This window comes from Haloferax sp. KTX1 (assembly GCF_902410085.1).
In the GTDB taxonomy this organism is placed as follows: Archaea; Halobacteriota; Halobacteria; order Halobacteriales; family Haloferacaceae; genus Haloferax; species Haloferax massiliensis.
The window spans coordinates 126087-142628 of sequence record NZ_CABPRH010000005.1; the positions used below are offsets into that span (position 1 = coordinate 126087).

The following is a 16542-nucleotide window of genomic DNA, read 5'->3' on the forward strand; positions in this document are numbered from 1 at the left end:
AAAAACAACGCCGTAGTGTAGACCTGCTGAACGCGCAATAGAGCTGAATGAGGTACCCTGTCGTAGGTCACGAATACAATCTGAAAGTGGCAGAGTGAGAGTACATTTCGTCTGTCTCCCTGTGGAGATTGAGAAGTAGTAACCCAATATGAGCCCGGTTCGACACACCACAGGAGGACTTACTCTGTGTCTACTGCTAACTCCGCGAGGACGTCATCGTGTGAGGTCGTTCGAACGCGCTCGACAAACGCACGGGCAGCAGTGTCAGTCGCAAACACCGACGCATCATAGCCGACGGAGCCACCGAACACAGTCCACTCGTCGGTCACCACACCACCGGACAGCGGCGTGTACTCGACACGATAGGTGTCAGCCACGTCGTCGATGACGATTCGAACAGCAATACCACGATCAGGAAGTGTCTCTCTCAGGAGTACCATTGGACACAGCGTCGACTCAGTAGTGGACATCAGCGGGAACGATCCATAGATAGTCGTTCGACCCGACGAGTTGCTCAAGTCGCTCGCGATGCCGAACCCCATCAGCGAACTCGTCGTAGAGGTACACCGCTGGGCCACGGTACGCCCCGAGATTGTGGCACGCATGCCTGACGAGGTCCTCATCACGCATGATTGCCGTCGCGTCAAGCTCGTCAACGCCCTCTCGAACACGCTCGAGATTTCGCTCGAACTCGCGTGTCGTCGCCTGCCACCCACGCTCGAGGAGTTCCTGGCCGTCCTCCGAGCCAACGGGCTCTGCAACCGGGAGGTCACCCCACCGGGCGCTGCCGGCGACCGTTGTTGAGTCGTCATCAAACGTCACATAGTAGTCGAACACCGACTCGGCGTGCGGGGCAGCACCCATCAATTGATCGAATACGTCAGCGGCCCGCGAGAGGGCTTGGTCTGTTGTCGATGCAGTCACGAGTGCGTAGATTACCTGGTGCATTCGTCGTCACCTCACCGGCTCAAGAGTCGAAGTCTGTCCGACCTCCTGCGCCGGCGCCCATCGCCGGCGCACACAAACACAACCCACTACGACGCACCAGAAGTCACGAGTGCAGTTGCTCTTGGGTCCTAGAGGCCCCGTATAATATCCCGCCTGAGAGAGTCGAGTCGCTCAAAACGACTGCTTAGATTATATCTCGGCAGCCCGGAACGGTGGTGAGTAACACTAACTGGAATCAGATATTCAAGACAGGGCTGACTGTACAATGGATGTACAATATCTGTCCAACTATTGGACAATTCAGCAGAAGTATTACCAACCAGTCGGTCGACCGCTATCTTAGGGGGTATCCACCAAAATGTTCGACTTCTTACCGCATACTGTTGACATCGCGCTCAGTTCTGAGCTATTTAGAACGGCCGCAGAATTAGCTTCGGTCGGTGCTGTCTCAATCGCACTACTCAAACAAGCGGTTGAGTAGTGCCAGTAGGAAAGGACAATATTTTCGACGGCATCCCTCCAGAAACAGCCGGTAACTACGTTCTTACTACTCACCGGTTAGTTCAGAGTGAGTGAGATGGAATAAACGAGAGTTCTGTGATGAATGCACCCTCGATCTGCGTCACACGATCTCTGTTAGTTCCAAGGAACTCAACAGAACCCCCTGATTCATCCTCGGACCAACATCAGATATCTGGATCAGGTCCGTACTGCGGTGTTCGACACACGGAACACTGCCAGACCGACTCTCCAGCCCATACTGCAGGCGGACTACCTTCGCGTGAATCGAACCGATGCGGTGTCTGTTCACCACACGACTGACAACGGAGCAGTTGCCGTGTTGGTGAGGTGGATGCCGACTGTAATGGGGAAGTGTCGATAGACGCTTGTCGAAGCGCAATCGCTGGGACAATCCACGTCTCCGAGTCCGAAAGCAACCGTTCACGACGGGAATCCTCGGTGATCTGTGTCCCAGCAGCGTCGTACCACCGGGAAGCAGAACCCTCCGCCGAAGGAGAAGTGGACCACAACGAGACTGACCGTGCTTTCGCCACGAATCCATCCTCTCGTGAGCCAGTCGCAGGAACGACGTCCGGGAGGTGACCCCACCGCGCTCGAAGTGGCGCCGCGATCGGCTGTTCGAGCGCCTCAATGAGTGTACACTCGTCGACACGAGATGAGTGGGAACGCTGCAGTAATCGGGCTGCTGCAGTCCCTTTTGCGAGTGCACCCCGCGGTGACTGTGACGTAACGAGCAGACAGATGATGCCGTGGAGTGGTTGCTCGCGAGGGTCAGAGGTGCTGTCTGGGGCCGAGACATCTTGCTCGAGGCAGAACCGACACTGGCTCTGAGTCGATGAGATAGCTCGCTCGCAGGACTGACAGATGTTCGTGTCCGGCTCGTCGCCGGCTGGGTAGTCACGCTCCGGGATTTCATCGCCGTACTCGGCATGGTCAGTCTCCAACTGTGGGTCCGGAAGCTGCGTCGCTTCACCATATGGTCGAAACTCCGCGGTCCGGTCACGGTAGGGCGGCATACCACGTCGTGGCTGTATGTTCGGATATAAACGTTCGTCCAGCGAGGCCACTCTGAACCCCGGCCGATGGCCAACAAACGTATATGTATTCTTAAACTAGCTGTGGGCAGCAAAATGTACGATTTGACCGGGTTCCAACGCGACCTGCTGTACGTCACCGCCGGCTTGGACGAGCCACACGGCCTCGCAATCAAAGACCAACTCGAGGACTACTACGAAACCGAGATCCACCACGGCCGGCTGTACCCCAATCTCGATACGCTCGTCGAGAAGGGACTGCTCGACAAGGGCGAAAAGGACCGCCGAACGAACGTCTACGCGATCACCGCTCGCGGTCGTCGAGAAATCGAAGCCCGCGACGACTGGGAACAGCAGTATACCAGCGAACTCACCGAGTAAGAACTAGCAAGGCGACCACAAAGATACGCTATGTATCTTGTCGCGGGCTATGCTTTGCATCGAATTCTGTTACCGCTCGCTTGATTACGACTGGTCGACGGCTGACGCGACCTGAAGCAACCCGCATTAATCCCTGGGGATAGTACTCATCGTCATACCCAAAGATTCGATTGACAGCAGCCCGCGGAACAGCGACCTCGTCAAACTCAGTAATCGTGTAGATGAGATTCGACGGTGCGTTCCGCCAGAACGTTGTGCTTGCCCAATCGGAAGAATCCTCAAATGTTAGCCCAACGAACCCAACACCTACGTATTGACCATCCTGATAAAACAATACAAGATCGTCTGACTCCATTTTCTCGAAGTAGTTTCGGTTACTCTCACCATCACGGGCACCCCAGAACCGGACAGACTCAAGGTTGGAAAGTGCAGCAGGGTGATCCGGATAGTCATCCAATTCAACGTGGGTTAGAACTGTTTCGCGGAAGTTTCCGGGGTCACACGGGACGAGAAAGACATTTCCAGCCATGATAAGTCACTACAAATACATGTTTTATAGTACTTCTGGACCTCACGTTATTAGACCGTGATTCCTGCTGTTCGGCTCCTGTTGAAATCCTCAGTCCTGATACTTTGTTGAGGCCGTACTGAATAGAGCGCGCAAGTCGGTCGTGAGAAACACATCTGACCGGCGAGTACTGAATAGCTACCTAATGTGAACAGGTGACGAAAGCTAAAATCGGGTGTTCAAGAAAGTACTTAATGTCTGTCAGATGCAGCATATTAGAAATAGCTTCATGCAGAACTCAGGGACTTCATTTTCGACTCCTCAAGGAGACGAACTCATGACGTACTTCATCCTCGCGATGATGTTCACAATTGGGTTCTTCTTCTCCGGATACGGATTTGCAACAACGATAGGTCTTCTGCCAAGTGCGTGGGGAATCGTCGGTGTATTCGAGTTTGTACTGTTTCTTATTGGTACACTCTCAGTTAGTCTCGTAACTCTCGTAACGATACAATTCTGGCGTCAAGACCAACCACAGCAAATCACGAAGCGACGAGCAGTTCTTACAAGCCTTAGCGCCGCCACGATAACCTTTGTAGCCATACTCGCCTCATGGCAACTTCGAACTGGAGATTTCACCAAACTTCAGTTTCAAGAATGGATTCTCTTCGGTTCAGTGGTGTTGAGTCTCCAATTCGTTCTGGGAACTGTAAAACCGAAACGTAAGCGACGACTTCTCTTACTGGGTGAGGTCGTTGTCGTCTTCGTCATCTTATTTAGCTTCTTTAGCATCAATCGGGGGGAGATTAATCTAGTGTCGTATTCGTTTGTGAGCGGGGGTGCCTCATTGCTGTTATTACTGTTCGGTGGGCCGCTGTACCTACTGGGTAATCGTCTCGGTAGAGTGCCTCAGTAGGGTAGTTGCAAGCCCTCACTTGTGTGTTGTCTTGCTCCTGCTGGACTCTACAATCATTGATAGTTTTTGAGATCGCTGCTGAATACAGGGCGCGAGTCGGTCAGCGCCATCTGCACCGTTCGCTCGGCACAGCTATGAAAATCCCTGCAGCCGGCGGGCGAACACAGTTCATATTTATTCCACGCGGGTAAATAGCGCGCTCGATGCCCTCCATCATCGACCAAACGCTGTTCAGCGAGTCATCTGGACGTCCCCTTGACTGGTCTTCCTCTGTGGCGCGCTACTGCTGGCCGGGCAGCAGGGGTACTACGTCATTGTAGAAGGGGCGACACCGTTCTACGCTACTGTTTGTGATCGTCGGGATGACCCTCTCTGGAATTGCTGAGTCCCTGCCGAAACCCCGCCGACGGGAAGCTGGTGTCCTGAGATTCACGGCGATTACCGTACTGGTGAGTCTCCTCGTGGTCATCTTCTTCGCACCCGACCTCATTACTGCGTGATAGATGGAAGGCCTTCGAGTCCACCGGCGTTGTGAGAGCGCTGTTCTCACAAGTAACCTGATGCATACACCCTCTGTCTGTGTCACGCGGATTTTGTCAAAGTATAAGGACTTCAACAGAGCCTGCTGTTCATAACAGGAGGTTGCCGCCATGAACATCGATCTCGGTGTTGAGTATAGACTAAGGTCGTGGCTGCGCGCACAGCGGCTGCGAGCACGGAGCGGAGGGTGGGGCGGTGGGGTCTGGGTTGGTCCGGCCACCAGCAAAAAAAGAGACTGCCTCGCGCCGTTAGGCGTCCCACCAAGCGTCGCGCTCGGGGAAGTGCACGGTCGTCCACCCCGTCAGGGCAATCGAGACACGTCCGTCGTACCAGTTCCGCGCCGCCCCGTGAATCCGCACGCGTTCGCCCTCGCGAATCCACGGCACGTCCGACGCCTTCCAACTCGTCAACTTCACCTGCCCGCTTTCGTCTTCGAGTACCCCCGCTTGCTGAATCGCCGGCGACTCAGACTCCCATACTGTCGTCAGCGTCCCTTCAACGCACACCTCGCGTCGCGACACGCCCTCCAGTTTCCCAATCGGCACCATTGTTCCCGGTGCACCTTCGAGTTCTTCGAACACGCTTACCGCTGCCGACATCATGTCTTTCCCGCTCAACACCGCTTCACTCAGTCGCCGACTGATCGCCGCTCGCGACCACCCATCCAGCTTCTCTGCCAACCGTTTTGCCTGAGAGTTCACCGCACCCAACTGCTCTTGGGTCAGCTCCGTCCGGGGATCCGCCCGGTCGGGGTCCATCACCGGATTCACGCTCGCCGCACGCTTCTGGAACTGCCGCCGTCGCGCAGCGCTCCGCTCGGCCGCAATCACCCGCGACCGCGCCTCACGGCCGTCTTGCGAGCCCAGTTCCGCACGGGCACTAATCCGTTCGAGTTCGGCTTCCCGCGCTCGAATGCGCTCTTCTTGGGCCAACGTCACCCCGTCAATCCGCTCGTCGCTCGTGTCTGCAATCCCATCTGGGTGGTTCGCATCAACCTTTGCCTGAATCTCCTGTTGCACCGTCGCTTGGAACGTCGGCGTCTCGTCGACGACCTCAAACCCGTCTTCGTCGACCGCCGTCTCGTCCGCGTGTTCGAACGCCTGTTCAGCCACCGAAACTACCTTTCGACTGGAGTTGTTACTAGACATTGTAGTTCCTGAAGGCGCTGACGCGCCGACGCCCGCGACTCCACTCGCGGGATTCTCACGAACCAACCTGCTTGAGCCACGGCTTCGACGTCGACCGATGACGCCGTCACCGAGGTGCCCGCGCCGCGCCTTCACGCCGGACCCTGTCCGGCGCGGCGCGGCACCGACGGCACCCCAACAAACGAGTGCGGGGGGTGAACCTCGAGGTGAGCGCGCGGTCACCGCCATATACCCATCCGGTCACCGCGGGTCGGCGCCTTGCCGACCGCCGTCCGTCGCCAGACGCAACGGAAGCGGCCGCGGCGCCGAGGCGGCACGGCCGGGGGGTATACGGTGGTGAACGGCGTCGCATACGGCCACAGCGAGGCCGCAGAGAGCGAGGACCCGCCGGAACAGCACCGCGCCCGGACCCGCACGAGCCTGTCCCGTCCGTCGCAGACGCAACGGAAACGCCTCGTGCGGCAGCCCGGTGCGGGCTGGACGCCCGCGGACCCACAGCTCGTCGCGGCCGAGTTTGAGCGCACGCCCGGCAGGCCGCACAGCCAGCCCTGAGTGAGCCCCGGACCGTGGCATATTGGGGGTGAGCACGGCGAGCCCCCAATAGCCGCGGTAGCCCGGGCGAACGAGGGGTGAGGGCTATCGCCCGAACGGCGAGCAGCCCGCCCGGACCGCGCAAGCGGCCACGTCTGAACCAGCCGGCCGGCGGCGCGACCGCATCGAGGGAGCGCCGACCCAACGGCTGGTGAAGATGCAGTCAGCCCGGTCTCGGTCACGGCCCGGATGCGGGTCGAGTGCTCGCAGACCCGCCCTCGGGGCTGACCGGTATCGGGTGGCTGCACCCGGCCCGACCCGGCCCCGCGACCGTGCCCCGTCCGTCGCAGACGCAACGGCAGCGCGAAACGCCCGGGCCCGGCAGGAACGGTCTGCCCGCCGGAGCGCGCGCAACCCGAGCAGTCGCCCCCCAAACGTACCGACACGATTCACTTACCGAACACGTGCAGACGACTGATTGAATTCTGCTAGCCGGTCGTCAAGAACGTCGGAAACGTGGGGTCCGTTTAGGAGAGACCAAAACGCTACTCGTCGATCGGGTCGGGGGAACTGAGGTTTGCATACAGAACCTCGTCGTCGCGAATGACGTACCGCTTGGCCAGCACGGGGAAGCGACATTTCGTGAACCCGGCCGTCTGAATATCGAGTTCCTCGTCGACTTCGATGTAGCCGGCGAGTTTTCGCAAGAATTTGTGGGTTACAATGCCGCTCTCGTAGTCTGGGAGGCCGTTCTCCCGTGCCTCGTACACCTCGAAGTCGTCGTAACCCCAGATGGTGAACTCTCCGTCTTCGGTCACCTCCCAGTCGAGCGTCCCGAAGCAGTAGCTCTCACAGAGCTCGCGGACTGCCTGCGGATCCGATACAATCGCGCCGGTCGACGTCGTCGCAGCTTGTAGTGTCGCCATGTCTAGACCTCACGGGGTCGCCCCCGCACCCCTGTCGGGGGCGATAAACCGACGCGAGAAGTGCCTCCCGAGGCGTGGCCGGAGACGCCAGTTAGGAGTCTGCGTGGGCGTCTGCCCCGGATCCGTCGCCCGGCCGCGTGAGAAGGCTCACCTCCTCCAGGAGGTCTCTCGCGGTCTTGACTCGCTCTCGATCCGCCTCATCCAACCGGTCGATGTCGAGTCGGTTGAGATTGCTGAGTATACGATGCATCCGGTAGCCCTGTTTGAACTCTTGCTCCATCGGAAGCGCCTCACTGCTCGCCGGCGCGGAAAGACTCCCCATCGAGACTGGCGTCGGGGTTGGAGGAGGCCGACCTTAACCAACGAACCTCGACGACACCCGCCGGCTGTTGGTTAATCTATGCCCAGTACTAGTGCTACTCGAGACTGGGCCCGTAGCGAGCCGAGCCACACACCCGGCACTCCCAGATCAGTTGTCCCGTCCACGCCTCATCCGGGATCGACTCGTGGGCCTTGAACCGATACTTCGTGAACCCCGGTCGGTTAACTAGATCAGCGAGCAGGCCGCGCCGCCTGGAGCACGACCAACGAGGAGCACCAGGCGCTCGTCGACCAGGGCCAGCTGCGCCGCGTCGAGGCCGGCGAGACGACGCGCTACCAGCCGGACTACACGCGACTGCTCTTCGAGGAAATCTGCACGCTCATCGAGGAGAACACGCGCGAGGAGTTGCGGAACGAATTGGTCGCGATAACCGAGGAGATCGAGGAGTGGCAGGCGACCTACGACGTCGAGACATGGGAAGATTTCGAACAGTCGCTCGCCGACGGCGACCTCGCAAGTGGCGAGCTTCGCGAACGCCGCGACGGTATTGGACGTTGGGAGGAGTACCAGGAAGACCGCCGACTCATCAAGCACGCGTTGGCACTCTACTCGGATGTCGAAGCCCCTCGCGAACAGATGATCGATGTGGCTGACCGTGACACAAACTAATTTTCGCGGTCGTCGAACCTGCGGGTGTCATAGGGCGACACAGCTATTCGTCGGACTGCTCGCCCAGCTTCTCTCGAAGCTCGACCGCGGCCTTCTCGAAATGTTCCGCGAGGAGCGGCGTTCCCGATGTCGCCCGCTCGTCGAGGAATGCGACGGCGTCAGTGATTGCATCAGCGTCCCGTTCTGCGGTCGTGACACAGTCGACATACCCGTCGAGTGCCCGACTGAACGCACGCGAGAAGTGGTCGTACGCGCCGTCGACGCGCTCCATGTTGTCGTCGAGCGACTCAACGAGTGCCCGGTAGACGGTCGCCGCCGACGCGTCCCGCTCCTGCTCGCGGTACTCGCTCGCGAGATCGAACCACTGCGTGAAGTCGATGGGCTCGAAGACGACGGGGTACTCAGGGTTCGTTTCTTCGAACCGCCGGTCGATCGCGGTGCGATGCTCGTCGACCGACTGGCTCGTCGGCTCGCCAACGCGGGCGAGAAACCGATCATGGAGATCCGTATTGGTCGCGAGTTCGTCACGCAGGAACGCGCGGAGTTGGTCGGCGTCGGCACCGTCAAGTGTGGCGTCAAGTCGATCGCCTTCGTCTGCAGGTGGGTCGTCGACACACCGAAGCAACACGGCGACGACGTGCTTGCATGCTCCCGGCCCGTCGTACGGACAGTCGCACCACGGGGCAAACCCGTTGGTGGCGAGGTCAACACGGACATCGTACTGACGGCTGCCGCTCACGACTGCGGTTACAGTGGTGTCGATGCGGTGAATCCCGTGGATACGGCCCTCCTCACGGTATCGTTCGCCGCGTTCGAAGACTGCGTCCGTGCAGATGTCCCGGACTGCGTCCTCGGTTACATCCATCTTTACGGTGGGTTTGACGCACTATTCAGCCGATCCAGTGCATCATCCTCGTACGCTGTTCGCCACATTGCATGGACGGCACGCGTCACGAGTGACACCTCGGTCACGTCGATACAGGACGGTTCGGCGTCCGTCGTCGTGGCCTCGGGCGGCGGGTGGAAATGGATCTCGGGGGAGTGTGTGTTCGGATGGCGATCGAAGCGCCAGTTGACGTCGTTGCTATCGACGTAGTGGAACGAATACATCCCCAGTTCGCTCCACTGGATATCGAGCCGAGCGCTCTCGGCGTCGCCCAATCCATCGCTGAGACTGATCTGCAGTTCCGTAGGGGCGACGACATCATCATACGCCGTTTCGTCGACGAGCGGCTCAAGTTCGAGCCAGAGGTCACGAATCCGCTGGAGTGCCGGAAGATAGATCGGCCCGAACTCGCCGGCGCGGTCGTTACCGTTCATACAGCGAGCTGGTGGCTGGCCTCGTCGTAAGCGAGCGCGGCTTGGGCGACGGCGAGATTCTGCCGCGTCGTGCGCCACGCGGTGAGGTCGTCCCAGCCGCCCGTCTCGTCGGCGTCGAGTTGCTGGACGAGTTCCTCCGGTGACACCACGTCGTAGCGGTCCTCGTAGCGTCGGATCTCGGCCTTCATCTCCTGGATGCTGTCGAGCAACTCGGGTCGAGTAACTTCCTCACGCAGCTCGCGGATCCGCGACATCAACACCCGGTCGCTGTTGCGCTTGTACAGCGTTGTTTGGCCGTCCTGTTCCGTCTCCGCGAACCCGGTGTTCACGAGCGACTTGCAGTGGCGACGCGCCGTCGGCTCGCTCACGAGGGCCCGCTCGGCAATCTCGGCTGCCGATTGCCCGTCGTGGGTTTGTTCGACGATTTCGTACACTCGCTCGAACGGAGTAGTGTCGTCTTTCCAGTCCGCCTTGACCTGCTCGTTGACGTCGTCCCACGTCTCGGTCATACTGGATGCTACGCAGTCTAGAAACAAATAGTTTTCTGGGAAAATTATCTAACTCCGGTGCTTGTAGGCGAGCATTGTCAGGCTACATGCTCCTCTAACGTCTCGTGATGCGTCCGGACTGTGGTCGGTGTGACGTTCCCTGTCGCCGCGACGTCGCTTTGCGCTACCCACTGGCCGTGTCTTGCCCCGCTTTGTAGACGATTACGCTATCATGATGTGGATACGTACAGACCAATCTTTCGACGACACCGAGAATTCGATCAAGGCAATCAGGTAGTTCTTCGGAGAAGGCTTATGCCTACACGGACGCATAGCACACGTATATGTCCGATGCTGATACAGGGTCCAGCAATAACGGCCCAGAGATGGTGCAGATAAACCTCCGGCTAAGCAAAGCCTTTCTCGAAGACATCGACGCAACGTGGGAAGAACAGGGGTTCAACTCACGGAGCGAATTCCTTCGCTACGCTGCTCGTGACGCCATCAAACATCCCGAATTTTCGCGAGAAGGATGGAAGCAAATCGCAGCGAGCGAACACGACCTCCGGTCCGGTGAATCAGATTTAGTCTCGCGAGACGAAGTCCTCGAAATGATGGATCGAGACACGGATGGTAAGTGAGGAAGACTGGACGTGGAAGTTCTCACCACGCGCTGCGAACCAATTCAAAGGGCTCGATACGCACGTTCAAGACCGGATCGTCTCAAAGCTCGACGAGATTGTCGACTCAGAGTGGCGAGATCCTGACGACTTTGTTGAGCCGTTAACTGGTGGGCCATTCTCGAAACTCCGTATCGGACAGTATCGTCTGGCTTGTGTCTTGGACTACGACGAGTCAATCCTCGAGGTCCATCGAATTGAGCACCGAAGTGGTGCGTATACTGCCGACGATTGAACTTCAGAACAAGAAGCATCAGTATCTCAAATTAGCGGCTGGTTTTTGAGCAATGAAGTATCCTCAGTTCGGGAGTGATACGGCTACCTTAACCAACAGAATCGAGATAGTGTTGCAGAACGTTGGTTAAACCTCTCGTCTATTGACTCGAGAGTTCCTCGATAACCGCTACTGTAGCAGCGAGTGTCTGTCGCCGGTCTCCCGTTCTTCTATCTCCTGGTTCAACTGCCGAATCACTGTTGAGAGTAGCTCAACTACGTCTGTCGTCTCAGGGAGACGGCCATCGGGACGAGGGACGTTCCCACTCCGAATTTCGAGATCGGTCCGCCGTAGATGCTTGCACCCACCGCTCGGGTTCCGCTTCGAGAAATCTGGACACGTACACGTCGCACTCGCAACGTCGACCTCGTAGATGTTCCCTGACTCCGATTTCACCTCTTGATTCCTCCCTTCTGTAGTAACGAGACGTCCATCTCTTCAGTTCGAACTCGCTTAGTGTGCAGCCCGAGTGTCTCTTGAGACGGCGACTAGTCGGTGAGAACGTACAGGAAACGCTATTCCTGTTCTGTATCACTGACCGAGCGGAAAATGACGCGTCGGGCCTCGAAATCCTCCAAGAACGCCTTCGAGCCGCCGACGGTAAACGTGTCGTCAGACGTCTCAACGACGAACGACTCCTGGGTCGGAAAGTCGTTCGAGAAGGGCCGGACGAGGCTCTGTTTCACCGCCACGATCGTCCCAGTAGTCGTCTCGAACGCCGCGTTACTCTGGGTGGGACGAATGTCCATCTCGGCCGTGACGACAGCACCGTCCATCAGATGTAACGTCGCGTCGAACACCGCATGGCGGAAGCTCGTGAACGTCGCCGGCAGTTGGCTTTTCGACCCAACGTGTACCTGCTCACCCATCGGCCAGTAGTTGGCGATAAATGAGTCAAACAACGAGGAGACGATATGCTCCTCGGCGTGATAGATGGCGTACTCATCTGAGTTCGAGTTCAGTATCGCATCTGCCGAGGCAATGATACCGTCACCCCGGTCAACGGTCAGCGTCACTGGCGCCGGGGCGCTCCACGTCTGGATGATACTCGCAGTCGCACCGTCGATCGAACTCGTGCCGTCGTATTCCGTGACGAGAAGCATACAAAATACTCCCCGACTCTGGGCCTCTCTGAGCGAGTCTTCGACCCGATGAAGAACCGATGCGGGAAGTGCGAGAACGAGTTCGGATTCAGCGGTGTCGATCAGCTTGTTGAGCTGAGCGAGTATCGTCCGTCGAGATTTGATGATACTGAATTTCTGCTGTTCGTAGCTCTCGGAGTCAAACAGATCCTCTAACTGGGATTCGACGGTCTGTAGTTGAGAAACGAGATTATCGATGCCCTCTGCGGGCGGAATCGCTCGTAACTGCGTCGGTTGGACGTGGTCGTCGATTTCGATGAGGTCGCGCTCCTCGAGTTTCCCGACGATATCGTACGCGTAACTCTTAGAGATGTCAGCCTCTTCGGAGACGACCCGGATTGTCGTAGCCCCGTTACGGAGTATCGTCACGTATGCTCGTGACTCCTTGTCCGAGAGCCCGATCCGCATGAGGCTGTCCACCACCTCGTCTTCCACCATACCCAAGTGTTCGGCCAAGGCGGGGGATAAATCTTAGTATGGGAGTACAGACAGGGAGCTGTCCGGCGGGTAACCGCCTCGAACCCCGTTGTTCGAATGTAACACTCCCTACTCGGTGCGGGCACCTCGGGTGACACGGGATGCGTGCGTGGCTAGTCGAATGGCGTGGGACCAACCCAACGGCGTCGCGCTGTCCGGCGCCCCAGTGTCGAAGAACTGCTCTGGGAGGTACCCCGATGGAAGGCACAGACTGCCGTCGAGATCAATTTGGTCGAACAACTGGTCGGCCCACTTCTCGGAATCGTACTCGTCGGTCGACGAGAAGAGTCGAATCGACTTCTCGGCCGCGTACGCGCCCCAGCCAGTCGAGACGGTCCAAACCTTCTCGCTTCCCTGCCCTCGCTGCCGCCACGTATCGCCCTCGAATCGCGTGAGTCCGGAGATGTCGTCGGTCTCTTTCCAGAGCCTGGAGAACGCGGTGTGGAGATGGCGCTCAAGCCGCCGCAGTCGTGTTTCGCTGATGTCCTCGATGGCCCGGTAGGCGAGGTAGGCGTCGACGAGCGAGAAAGTCGTGCTGTCGACTCGGTCGTCCAAGTTACCGTCACCGTCGTCTAATCGAAGCGCGTAGATTCCCTCGTCGGCGGCCCACGCCATATCGAGCGCGTCGAAGACCTGCGTTGCCCGCGTAGCTGCGCGCTCTCTGGTGGCTGCATCGCACGTGATGGCCGCAATCGTACTGTAGGCCTGAACGAACTTCGCGGCAGTGTGCGTGAAACGACCATTCGTATTCTCCCACGCGTTTTCGCACACCGTCGGAAAGCCATCGTCTTCCAGCGAACTGTCGAGCCCGTCGACTCCCGACTGTAACGCGTTCTCGATGGCCTCGACGGTGACGTTTCGGAGCGACTGTCGGTACGCCGAGAGATACTCGGCGAGGAAAACGAGGACGCTCGCAGTCTGGTCGGCTTGGTACTGCGTTTCCGTGCCCTCGATGTGGCCGTTCGCCCATCCCGGCGCAAGCCGGCCGTTCATCGGCCACACCCGGTGAGGCCACCGGCCGTCAGGTAACTGTGTCCGCAAGTAGAACTCGGCGCTCTGTCGGTGTATCTCGGCTGCATCGAACCCGAGCGACTCGTCGGCTTCCAAGAGAAACGTCGAAACTTCCCCGTCGTCTCGGAACCACGTGTAGCCGTAGCCGCCGGAGTACTGGTAGTACGGGTCGAAGTCCGGCCCCGCAATTCGGGCCCCAGTCGGTGCGGAGAGTAACTCAAGGACCGAAAGGTCAGTCGCGACAAGTCGGTCCGCGACCGTGGGGTACTGGCCTGCCTGCCGTGCCGTCGCGAGAAGCGCGGCTGAATCGCTGTTGGTTCGTCGCGTCCGGGTCGCGACCGCAGAGAGCGCATCCGAGCGAGACTGCGTTTCGATGTCCGACAGCAGGGTGACGAGACTGGTCTCACCGTCTTCGAAAGCGACGCGGACCCCAACACCGCCGGTGAGGCGACTCTCCTCGTACTCTTCGGACGCGCCGAACTCCGGAAACGACCGCGATTCCGCGGCGAGTATCTCGTCGAACCGTTCGAGCACTTGGGGCGTACACTCCACGAACTCAGTCGAGGTACCGAGATAGTCGTGTTCGCGGTTGTGGTACACCTCGACGGCCTCGTCGTGGACGAGCTGCCCGACGCGCCCGTCTCGACCTTCCGGGCTGATCTCGACGAACCCGGCCAGTTCGGCATCTTCCGGTGCACCGTCGCCAAGCTCAAACGTCGTCGTGTGGGCGAGTCCATCGGTAACGTCGCGTTGTATCACGTCGAATCCATCGAGACGGTGCGTCGTCTCGACGAGCGACCGGCCCGCTTGGTACGTCTGGCTCCCCGTGTCGAGCGCATCGAACCACTCGACCGCGTCACCGACACGGACGCCGAAACGTGAGGACACGATGCCGCCGAAGCCCGAAAGTGGGTACGAGTAGTCCCGGAGTGATCCGGCTGGTGAAACGTGAACGAGGCGTTTGTCCGACCCGCTGAATCTGCCTCTTCGCGTGCGGCGTTCGCCCGGAAATACGTCGGTCGCGTCTTCGTTCTGCTTGTAATCGTCGAGTGACCGTCGGAGTCCCATACACCTACTGGCCACAGAGTTCAGATAAAGTTCTTGTGATATCTCAAATCTAATCCCTAAAGTATAAGTGTCCCTATTTTGATGAACAATTCGGACGATGACAGCGAACCCAGAGACGAGCAAGACGACGAAGAAGAGCGTCTCACGACGGCGGTTTATCGCCGCTGCTGGTGCGACGGGAGTCACAGCGGGCCTCTCCGGCTGTGCGAGTATGTTCGGCAACGGCTCCGACACCGGCGGACAGGTCGGTGAGTCCGAAAGCGGTGGAACGACCGTCGTCTGGGGCTTTGACGCGACTGTCGCACAGGACCACGCGGACCAACTCCGTACTGCGCTACACGAGAAAGGAGGGCTCTCGGACGACATCCGCGTCGAGTTCCAGCCGGGCCAGCCGGACAGCGGGAAGCGTCGCTCGACGTACAACCGGCTCTTGAGCTCTCAGGAGACGACGCCGGATATGTTCATGATGGACAACGGCTGGGTGAACATCTTCATCCAGCGGGGACAGCTCGCTAACCTCTCTGAGGTTCTCCCCGAAAGTGCGCGTTCGACCATCGAAAACGAGTACTTCGCTGGATTCACTGAGACGGCCATCGACCCCGCCAGCGGGGACCTGTTCGGTGTTCCGCTGTACCCCGACTACCCGACGATGTTGTACCGGAAAGATCTCGTCGAAGAGGCCGGCTACAATCCGACCGAGGAGAACTGGGCCACCGAGCCGATGACGTGGAAGCGGTGGTCGAACATCGCTGCCGAGGCACAGGAGGTCTCGGGCGTCAATTACGGCTTTACCACCCAGTGGGATATCTACGTCGGAACCGCCTGTTGTACCTTCAACGAGGTCCTGTCTTCGTGGGGCGGCGCCTACTTCGGTGGTCGCGAGAACCTCTTCGGTCCCGTCGGCGAACGACCCGTCACCGTCGATTCGGACCCGGTCGTTAACTCGTTGAATATGATGCGAAAGTTCGTCCACGACGAGAGCTTCGACGGGCAGTTCAGCGACTACGGCGGTGGCTTCACACCGACGAACATCCTCGGGTGGATCGAAGACAGTTCGCTCGCGCCGTTCGTCGACGGGAACGCCGTGTTCCACCGCAACTGGCCGTACGCGATTAACCAAGCAGCGTCGGAGTTCGGCGACGACCTCGGGACGATGCCGCTTCCCTACGGCGTCCCCGAAAGCGAGGCGCAGTTCCCCGGAACCGGTGGGTCCACCTCCGCACTCGGTGGCTGGCACATTACTGTCAACCCGAACAGCCAGAAGCTCGACGCTGTCACGCAGGTCATCCAAGCGTCGATGCGCGAGGAGTTCCAGCTGTTCCTCCTGGAAGTCGAGGGATGGCTACCGCCGCGGGCGAGCCTGTTCAACTCCGAGACGGCTTCGGAGCTCGAACCGACCGGCGACTACATGGACACGCTCCGCGTCGCCGGTGAGAACACGATGGCTCGACCGGTTACGTCCGTCTGGAACAACCAATCGAGCAAAATCGCAGAACAAGCGAATCGTGCGGTCGGACAAGAGGTGTCGTCGGCCGAGGCGATGGCGACGCTCCAATCCAGCCTCGAAGAGACTGAGAGAAGCAACTGACGAGCTGAGAGCTCCACACTCAACAGATCAAACCATGAGTCCCACACCT

15 protein-coding genes and 2 pseudogenes are annotated in these 16542 nt (G+C 59.0%); 6 read left to right on the forward strand and 11 right to left on the reverse strand.

What is annotated here, in order from left to right:
- Positions 1–179 precede the first annotated feature (179 nt).
- A complete protein-coding gene (locus tag FY251_RS10175; protein WP_148414609.1) occupies positions 180–440 on the reverse strand; it encodes a hypothetical protein in 261 nt (86 codons plus the stop codon).
- A gap of 16 nt (positions 441–456) precedes the next feature.
- Positions 457–948, reverse strand: a complete 492-nt coding sequence (locus FY251_RS10180; RefSeq protein WP_148414610.1) for a hypothetical protein — start codon at positions 946–948, stop codon at positions 457–459.
- A 1652-nt stretch (positions 949–2600) separates the two neighbouring features.
- On the opposite strand from FY251_RS10180, the gene FY251_RS10185 reads away from it, so the two are divergent.
- The gene (locus FY251_RS10185) at positions 2601–2885 is read left to right on the forward strand and encodes a PadR family transcriptional regulator (protein WP_148414611.1); all 285 of its coding nucleotides are present in this window, start codon (positions 2601–2603) and stop codon (positions 2883–2885) included.
- Positions 2886–2913: 28 nt separating this feature from the next.
- Here FY251_RS10185 and FY251_RS10190 read toward each other — a convergent pair whose 3' ends face one another.
- A complete protein-coding gene (locus FY251_RS10190) occupies positions 2914–3414 on the reverse strand; it encodes a hypothetical protein (protein ID WP_255516658.1) in 501 nt (166 codons plus the stop codon).
- A gap of 1098 nt (positions 3415–4512) precedes the next feature.
- Between FY251_RS10190 and FY251_RS23385 the strand changes: the two are divergent.
- Positions 4513–4809: pseudogene (locus FY251_RS23385) on the forward strand (hypothetical protein).
- A gap of 288 nt (positions 4810–5097) precedes the next feature.
- On the opposite strand, the gene FY251_RS10200 reads toward FY251_RS23385, so the two are convergent.
- The 3 genes from FY251_RS10200 to FY251_RS10215 all read right to left on the reverse strand — a co-directional run bounded on the left by FY251_RS10200 (position 5098) and on the right by FY251_RS10215 (position 7734).
- Positions 5098–5997, reverse strand: a complete 900-nt coding sequence (locus tag FY251_RS10200; RefSeq protein ID WP_148414776.1) for an SOSS complex subunit B family protein — start codon at positions 5995–5997, stop codon at positions 5098–5100.
- 1076 nt (positions 5998–7073) lie between these two features.
- Positions 7074–7454, reverse strand: a complete 381-nt coding sequence (locus FY251_RS10210; RefSeq protein WP_049969030.1) for a hypothetical protein — start codon at positions 7452–7454, stop codon at positions 7074–7076.
- Between the two features lie 91 nt (positions 7455–7545).
- On the reverse strand, positions 7546–7734 hold the full coding sequence (locus tag FY251_RS10215) for a hypothetical protein (protein ID WP_049969031.1): 189 nt from the start codon (positions 7732–7734) through the stop codon (positions 7546–7548).
- A 211-nt stretch (positions 7735–7945) separates the two neighbouring features.
- Between FY251_RS10215 and FY251_RS23330 the strand changes: the two are divergent.
- Positions 7946–8445, forward strand: a pseudogene (locus FY251_RS23330) (hypothetical protein).
- A gap of 43 nt (positions 8446–8488) precedes the next feature.
- On the opposite strand, the gene FY251_RS10225 reads toward FY251_RS23330, so the two are convergent.
- Genes FY251_RS10225 through FY251_RS10235 form a run of 3 tightly spaced genes read right to left on the reverse strand, consistent with a single transcriptional unit; the run spans position 8489 to position 10274 of the window.
- Positions 8489–9310 (reverse strand): SWIM zinc finger domain-containing protein, encoded by an 822-nt coding sequence (locus FY251_RS10225; protein WP_148414613.1) that lies wholly within the window; start codon positions 9308–9310, stop codon positions 8489–8491.
- A 2-nt stretch (positions 9311–9312) separates the two neighbouring features.
- Positions 9313–9765: a hypothetical protein gene (locus FY251_RS10230; protein ID WP_148414614.1), complete on the reverse strand. Its 453-nt coding sequence runs from the start codon at positions 9763–9765 to the stop codon at positions 9313–9315.
- A complete protein-coding gene (locus FY251_RS10235; RefSeq protein WP_148414615.1) occupies positions 9762–10274 on the reverse strand; it encodes a winged helix-turn-helix domain-containing protein in 513 nt (170 codons plus the stop codon). Before FY251_RS10235 ends, FY251_RS10230 begins: the two co-directional genes overlap by 4 nt.
- Before the next feature lie 323 nt (positions 10275–10597).
- On the opposite strand from FY251_RS10235, the gene FY251_RS10245 reads away from it, so the two are divergent.
- Both FY251_RS10245 and FY251_RS10250 read left to right on the forward strand, forming a co-directional pair.
- Positions 10598–10894 carry a ribbon-helix-helix domain-containing protein gene (locus FY251_RS10245; RefSeq protein ID WP_148414616.1) on the forward strand — a complete coding sequence of 99 codons (297 nt, stop codon included), beginning with the start codon at positions 10598–10600 and terminating at the stop codon, positions 10892–10894.
- Entirely contained in the window at positions 10884–11168 is a 285-nt protein-coding gene (locus FY251_RS10250; RefSeq protein ID WP_049914854.1) for a type II toxin-antitoxin system RelE/ParE family toxin, read from the forward strand. The genes FY251_RS10245 and FY251_RS10250 overlap by 11 nt, the downstream gene beginning before the upstream one ends.
- A 554-nt stretch (positions 11169–11722) precedes the next feature.
- Here FY251_RS10250 and FY251_RS10260 read toward each other — a convergent pair.
- Positions 11723–12787, reverse strand: coding sequence for a TrmB family transcriptional regulator (locus FY251_RS10260; RefSeq protein ID WP_042663141.1), 1065 nt, complete (start codon positions 12785–12787; stop codon positions 11723–11725).
- Positions 12788–12895: 108 nt separating this feature from the next.
- A complete protein-coding gene (locus FY251_RS10265) occupies positions 12896–14905 on the reverse strand; it encodes a glycoside hydrolase family 15 protein (protein ID WP_187367393.1) in 2010 nt (669 codons plus the stop codon).
- Between the two features lie 97 nt (positions 14906–15002).
- On the opposite strand from FY251_RS10265, the gene FY251_RS10270 reads away from it, so the two are divergent.
- Positions 15003–16493 (forward strand): extracellular solute-binding protein, encoded by a 1491-nt coding sequence (locus tag FY251_RS10270; protein ID WP_148414617.1) that lies wholly within the window; start codon positions 15003–15005, stop codon positions 16491–16493.
- The last annotated feature ends 49 nt before the right edge of the window (positions 16494–16542 follow it).

Coding starts and splice junctions, on each gene's coding strand:
- FY251_RS10230 (WP_148414614.1), bottom strand. CDS start 9,765: ATGAACGGTAACGACCGCGCCGGCGAGTTCGGGCCGATCTATCTTCCG.
- FY251_RS10210 (WP_049969030.1), bottom strand. CDS start 7,454: ATGGCGACACTACAAGCTGCGACGACGTCGACCGGCGCGATTGTATCG.
- FY251_RS10225 (WP_148414613.1), bottom strand. CDS start 9,310: ATGGATGTAACCGAGGACGCAGTCCGGGACATCTGCACGGACGCAGTC.
- FY251_RS10190 (WP_255516658.1), bottom strand. CDS start 3,414: ATGGCTGGAAATGTCTTTCTCGTCCCGTGTGACCCCGGAAACTTCCGC.
- FY251_RS10215 (WP_049969031.1), bottom strand. CDS start 7,734: ATGGAGCAAGAGTTCAAACAGGGCTACCGGATGCATCGTATACTCAGC.
- FY251_RS10260 (WP_042663141.1), bottom strand. CDS start 12,787: ATGGTGGAAGACGAGGTGGTGGACAGCCTCATGCGGATCGGGCTCTCG.
- FY251_RS10175 (WP_148414609.1), bottom strand. CDS start 440: ATGGTACTCCTGAGAGAGACACTTCCTGATCGTGGTATTGCTGTTCGA.
- FY251_RS10235 (WP_148414615.1), bottom strand. CDS start 10,274: ATGACCGAGACGTGGGACGACGTCAACGAGCAGGTCAAGGCGGACTGG.
- FY251_RS10245 (WP_148414616.1), top strand. CDS start 10,598: ATGTCCGATGCTGATACAGGGTCCAGCAATAACGGCCCAGAGATGGTG.
- FY251_RS10265 (WP_187367393.1), bottom strand. CDS start 14,905: ATGGGACTCCGACGGTCACTCGACGATTACAAGCAGAACGAAGACGCG.
- FY251_RS10180 (WP_148414610.1), bottom strand. CDS start 948: ATGCACCAGGTAATCTACGCACTCGTGACTGCATCGACAACAGACCAA.
- FY251_RS10250 (WP_049914854.1), top strand. CDS start 10,884: ATGGTAAGTGAGGAAGACTGGACGTGGAAGTTCTCACCACGCGCTGCG.
- FY251_RS10185 (WP_148414611.1), top strand. CDS start 2,601: ATGTACGATTTGACCGGGTTCCAACGCGACCTGCTGTACGTCACCGCC.
- FY251_RS10270 (WP_148414617.1), top strand. CDS start 15,003: ATGACAGCGAACCCAGAGACGAGCAAGACGACGAAGAAGAGCGTCTCA.
- FY251_RS10200 (WP_148414776.1), bottom strand. CDS start 5,997: ATGTCTAGTAACAACTCCAGTCGAAAGGTAGTTTCGGTGGCTGAACAG.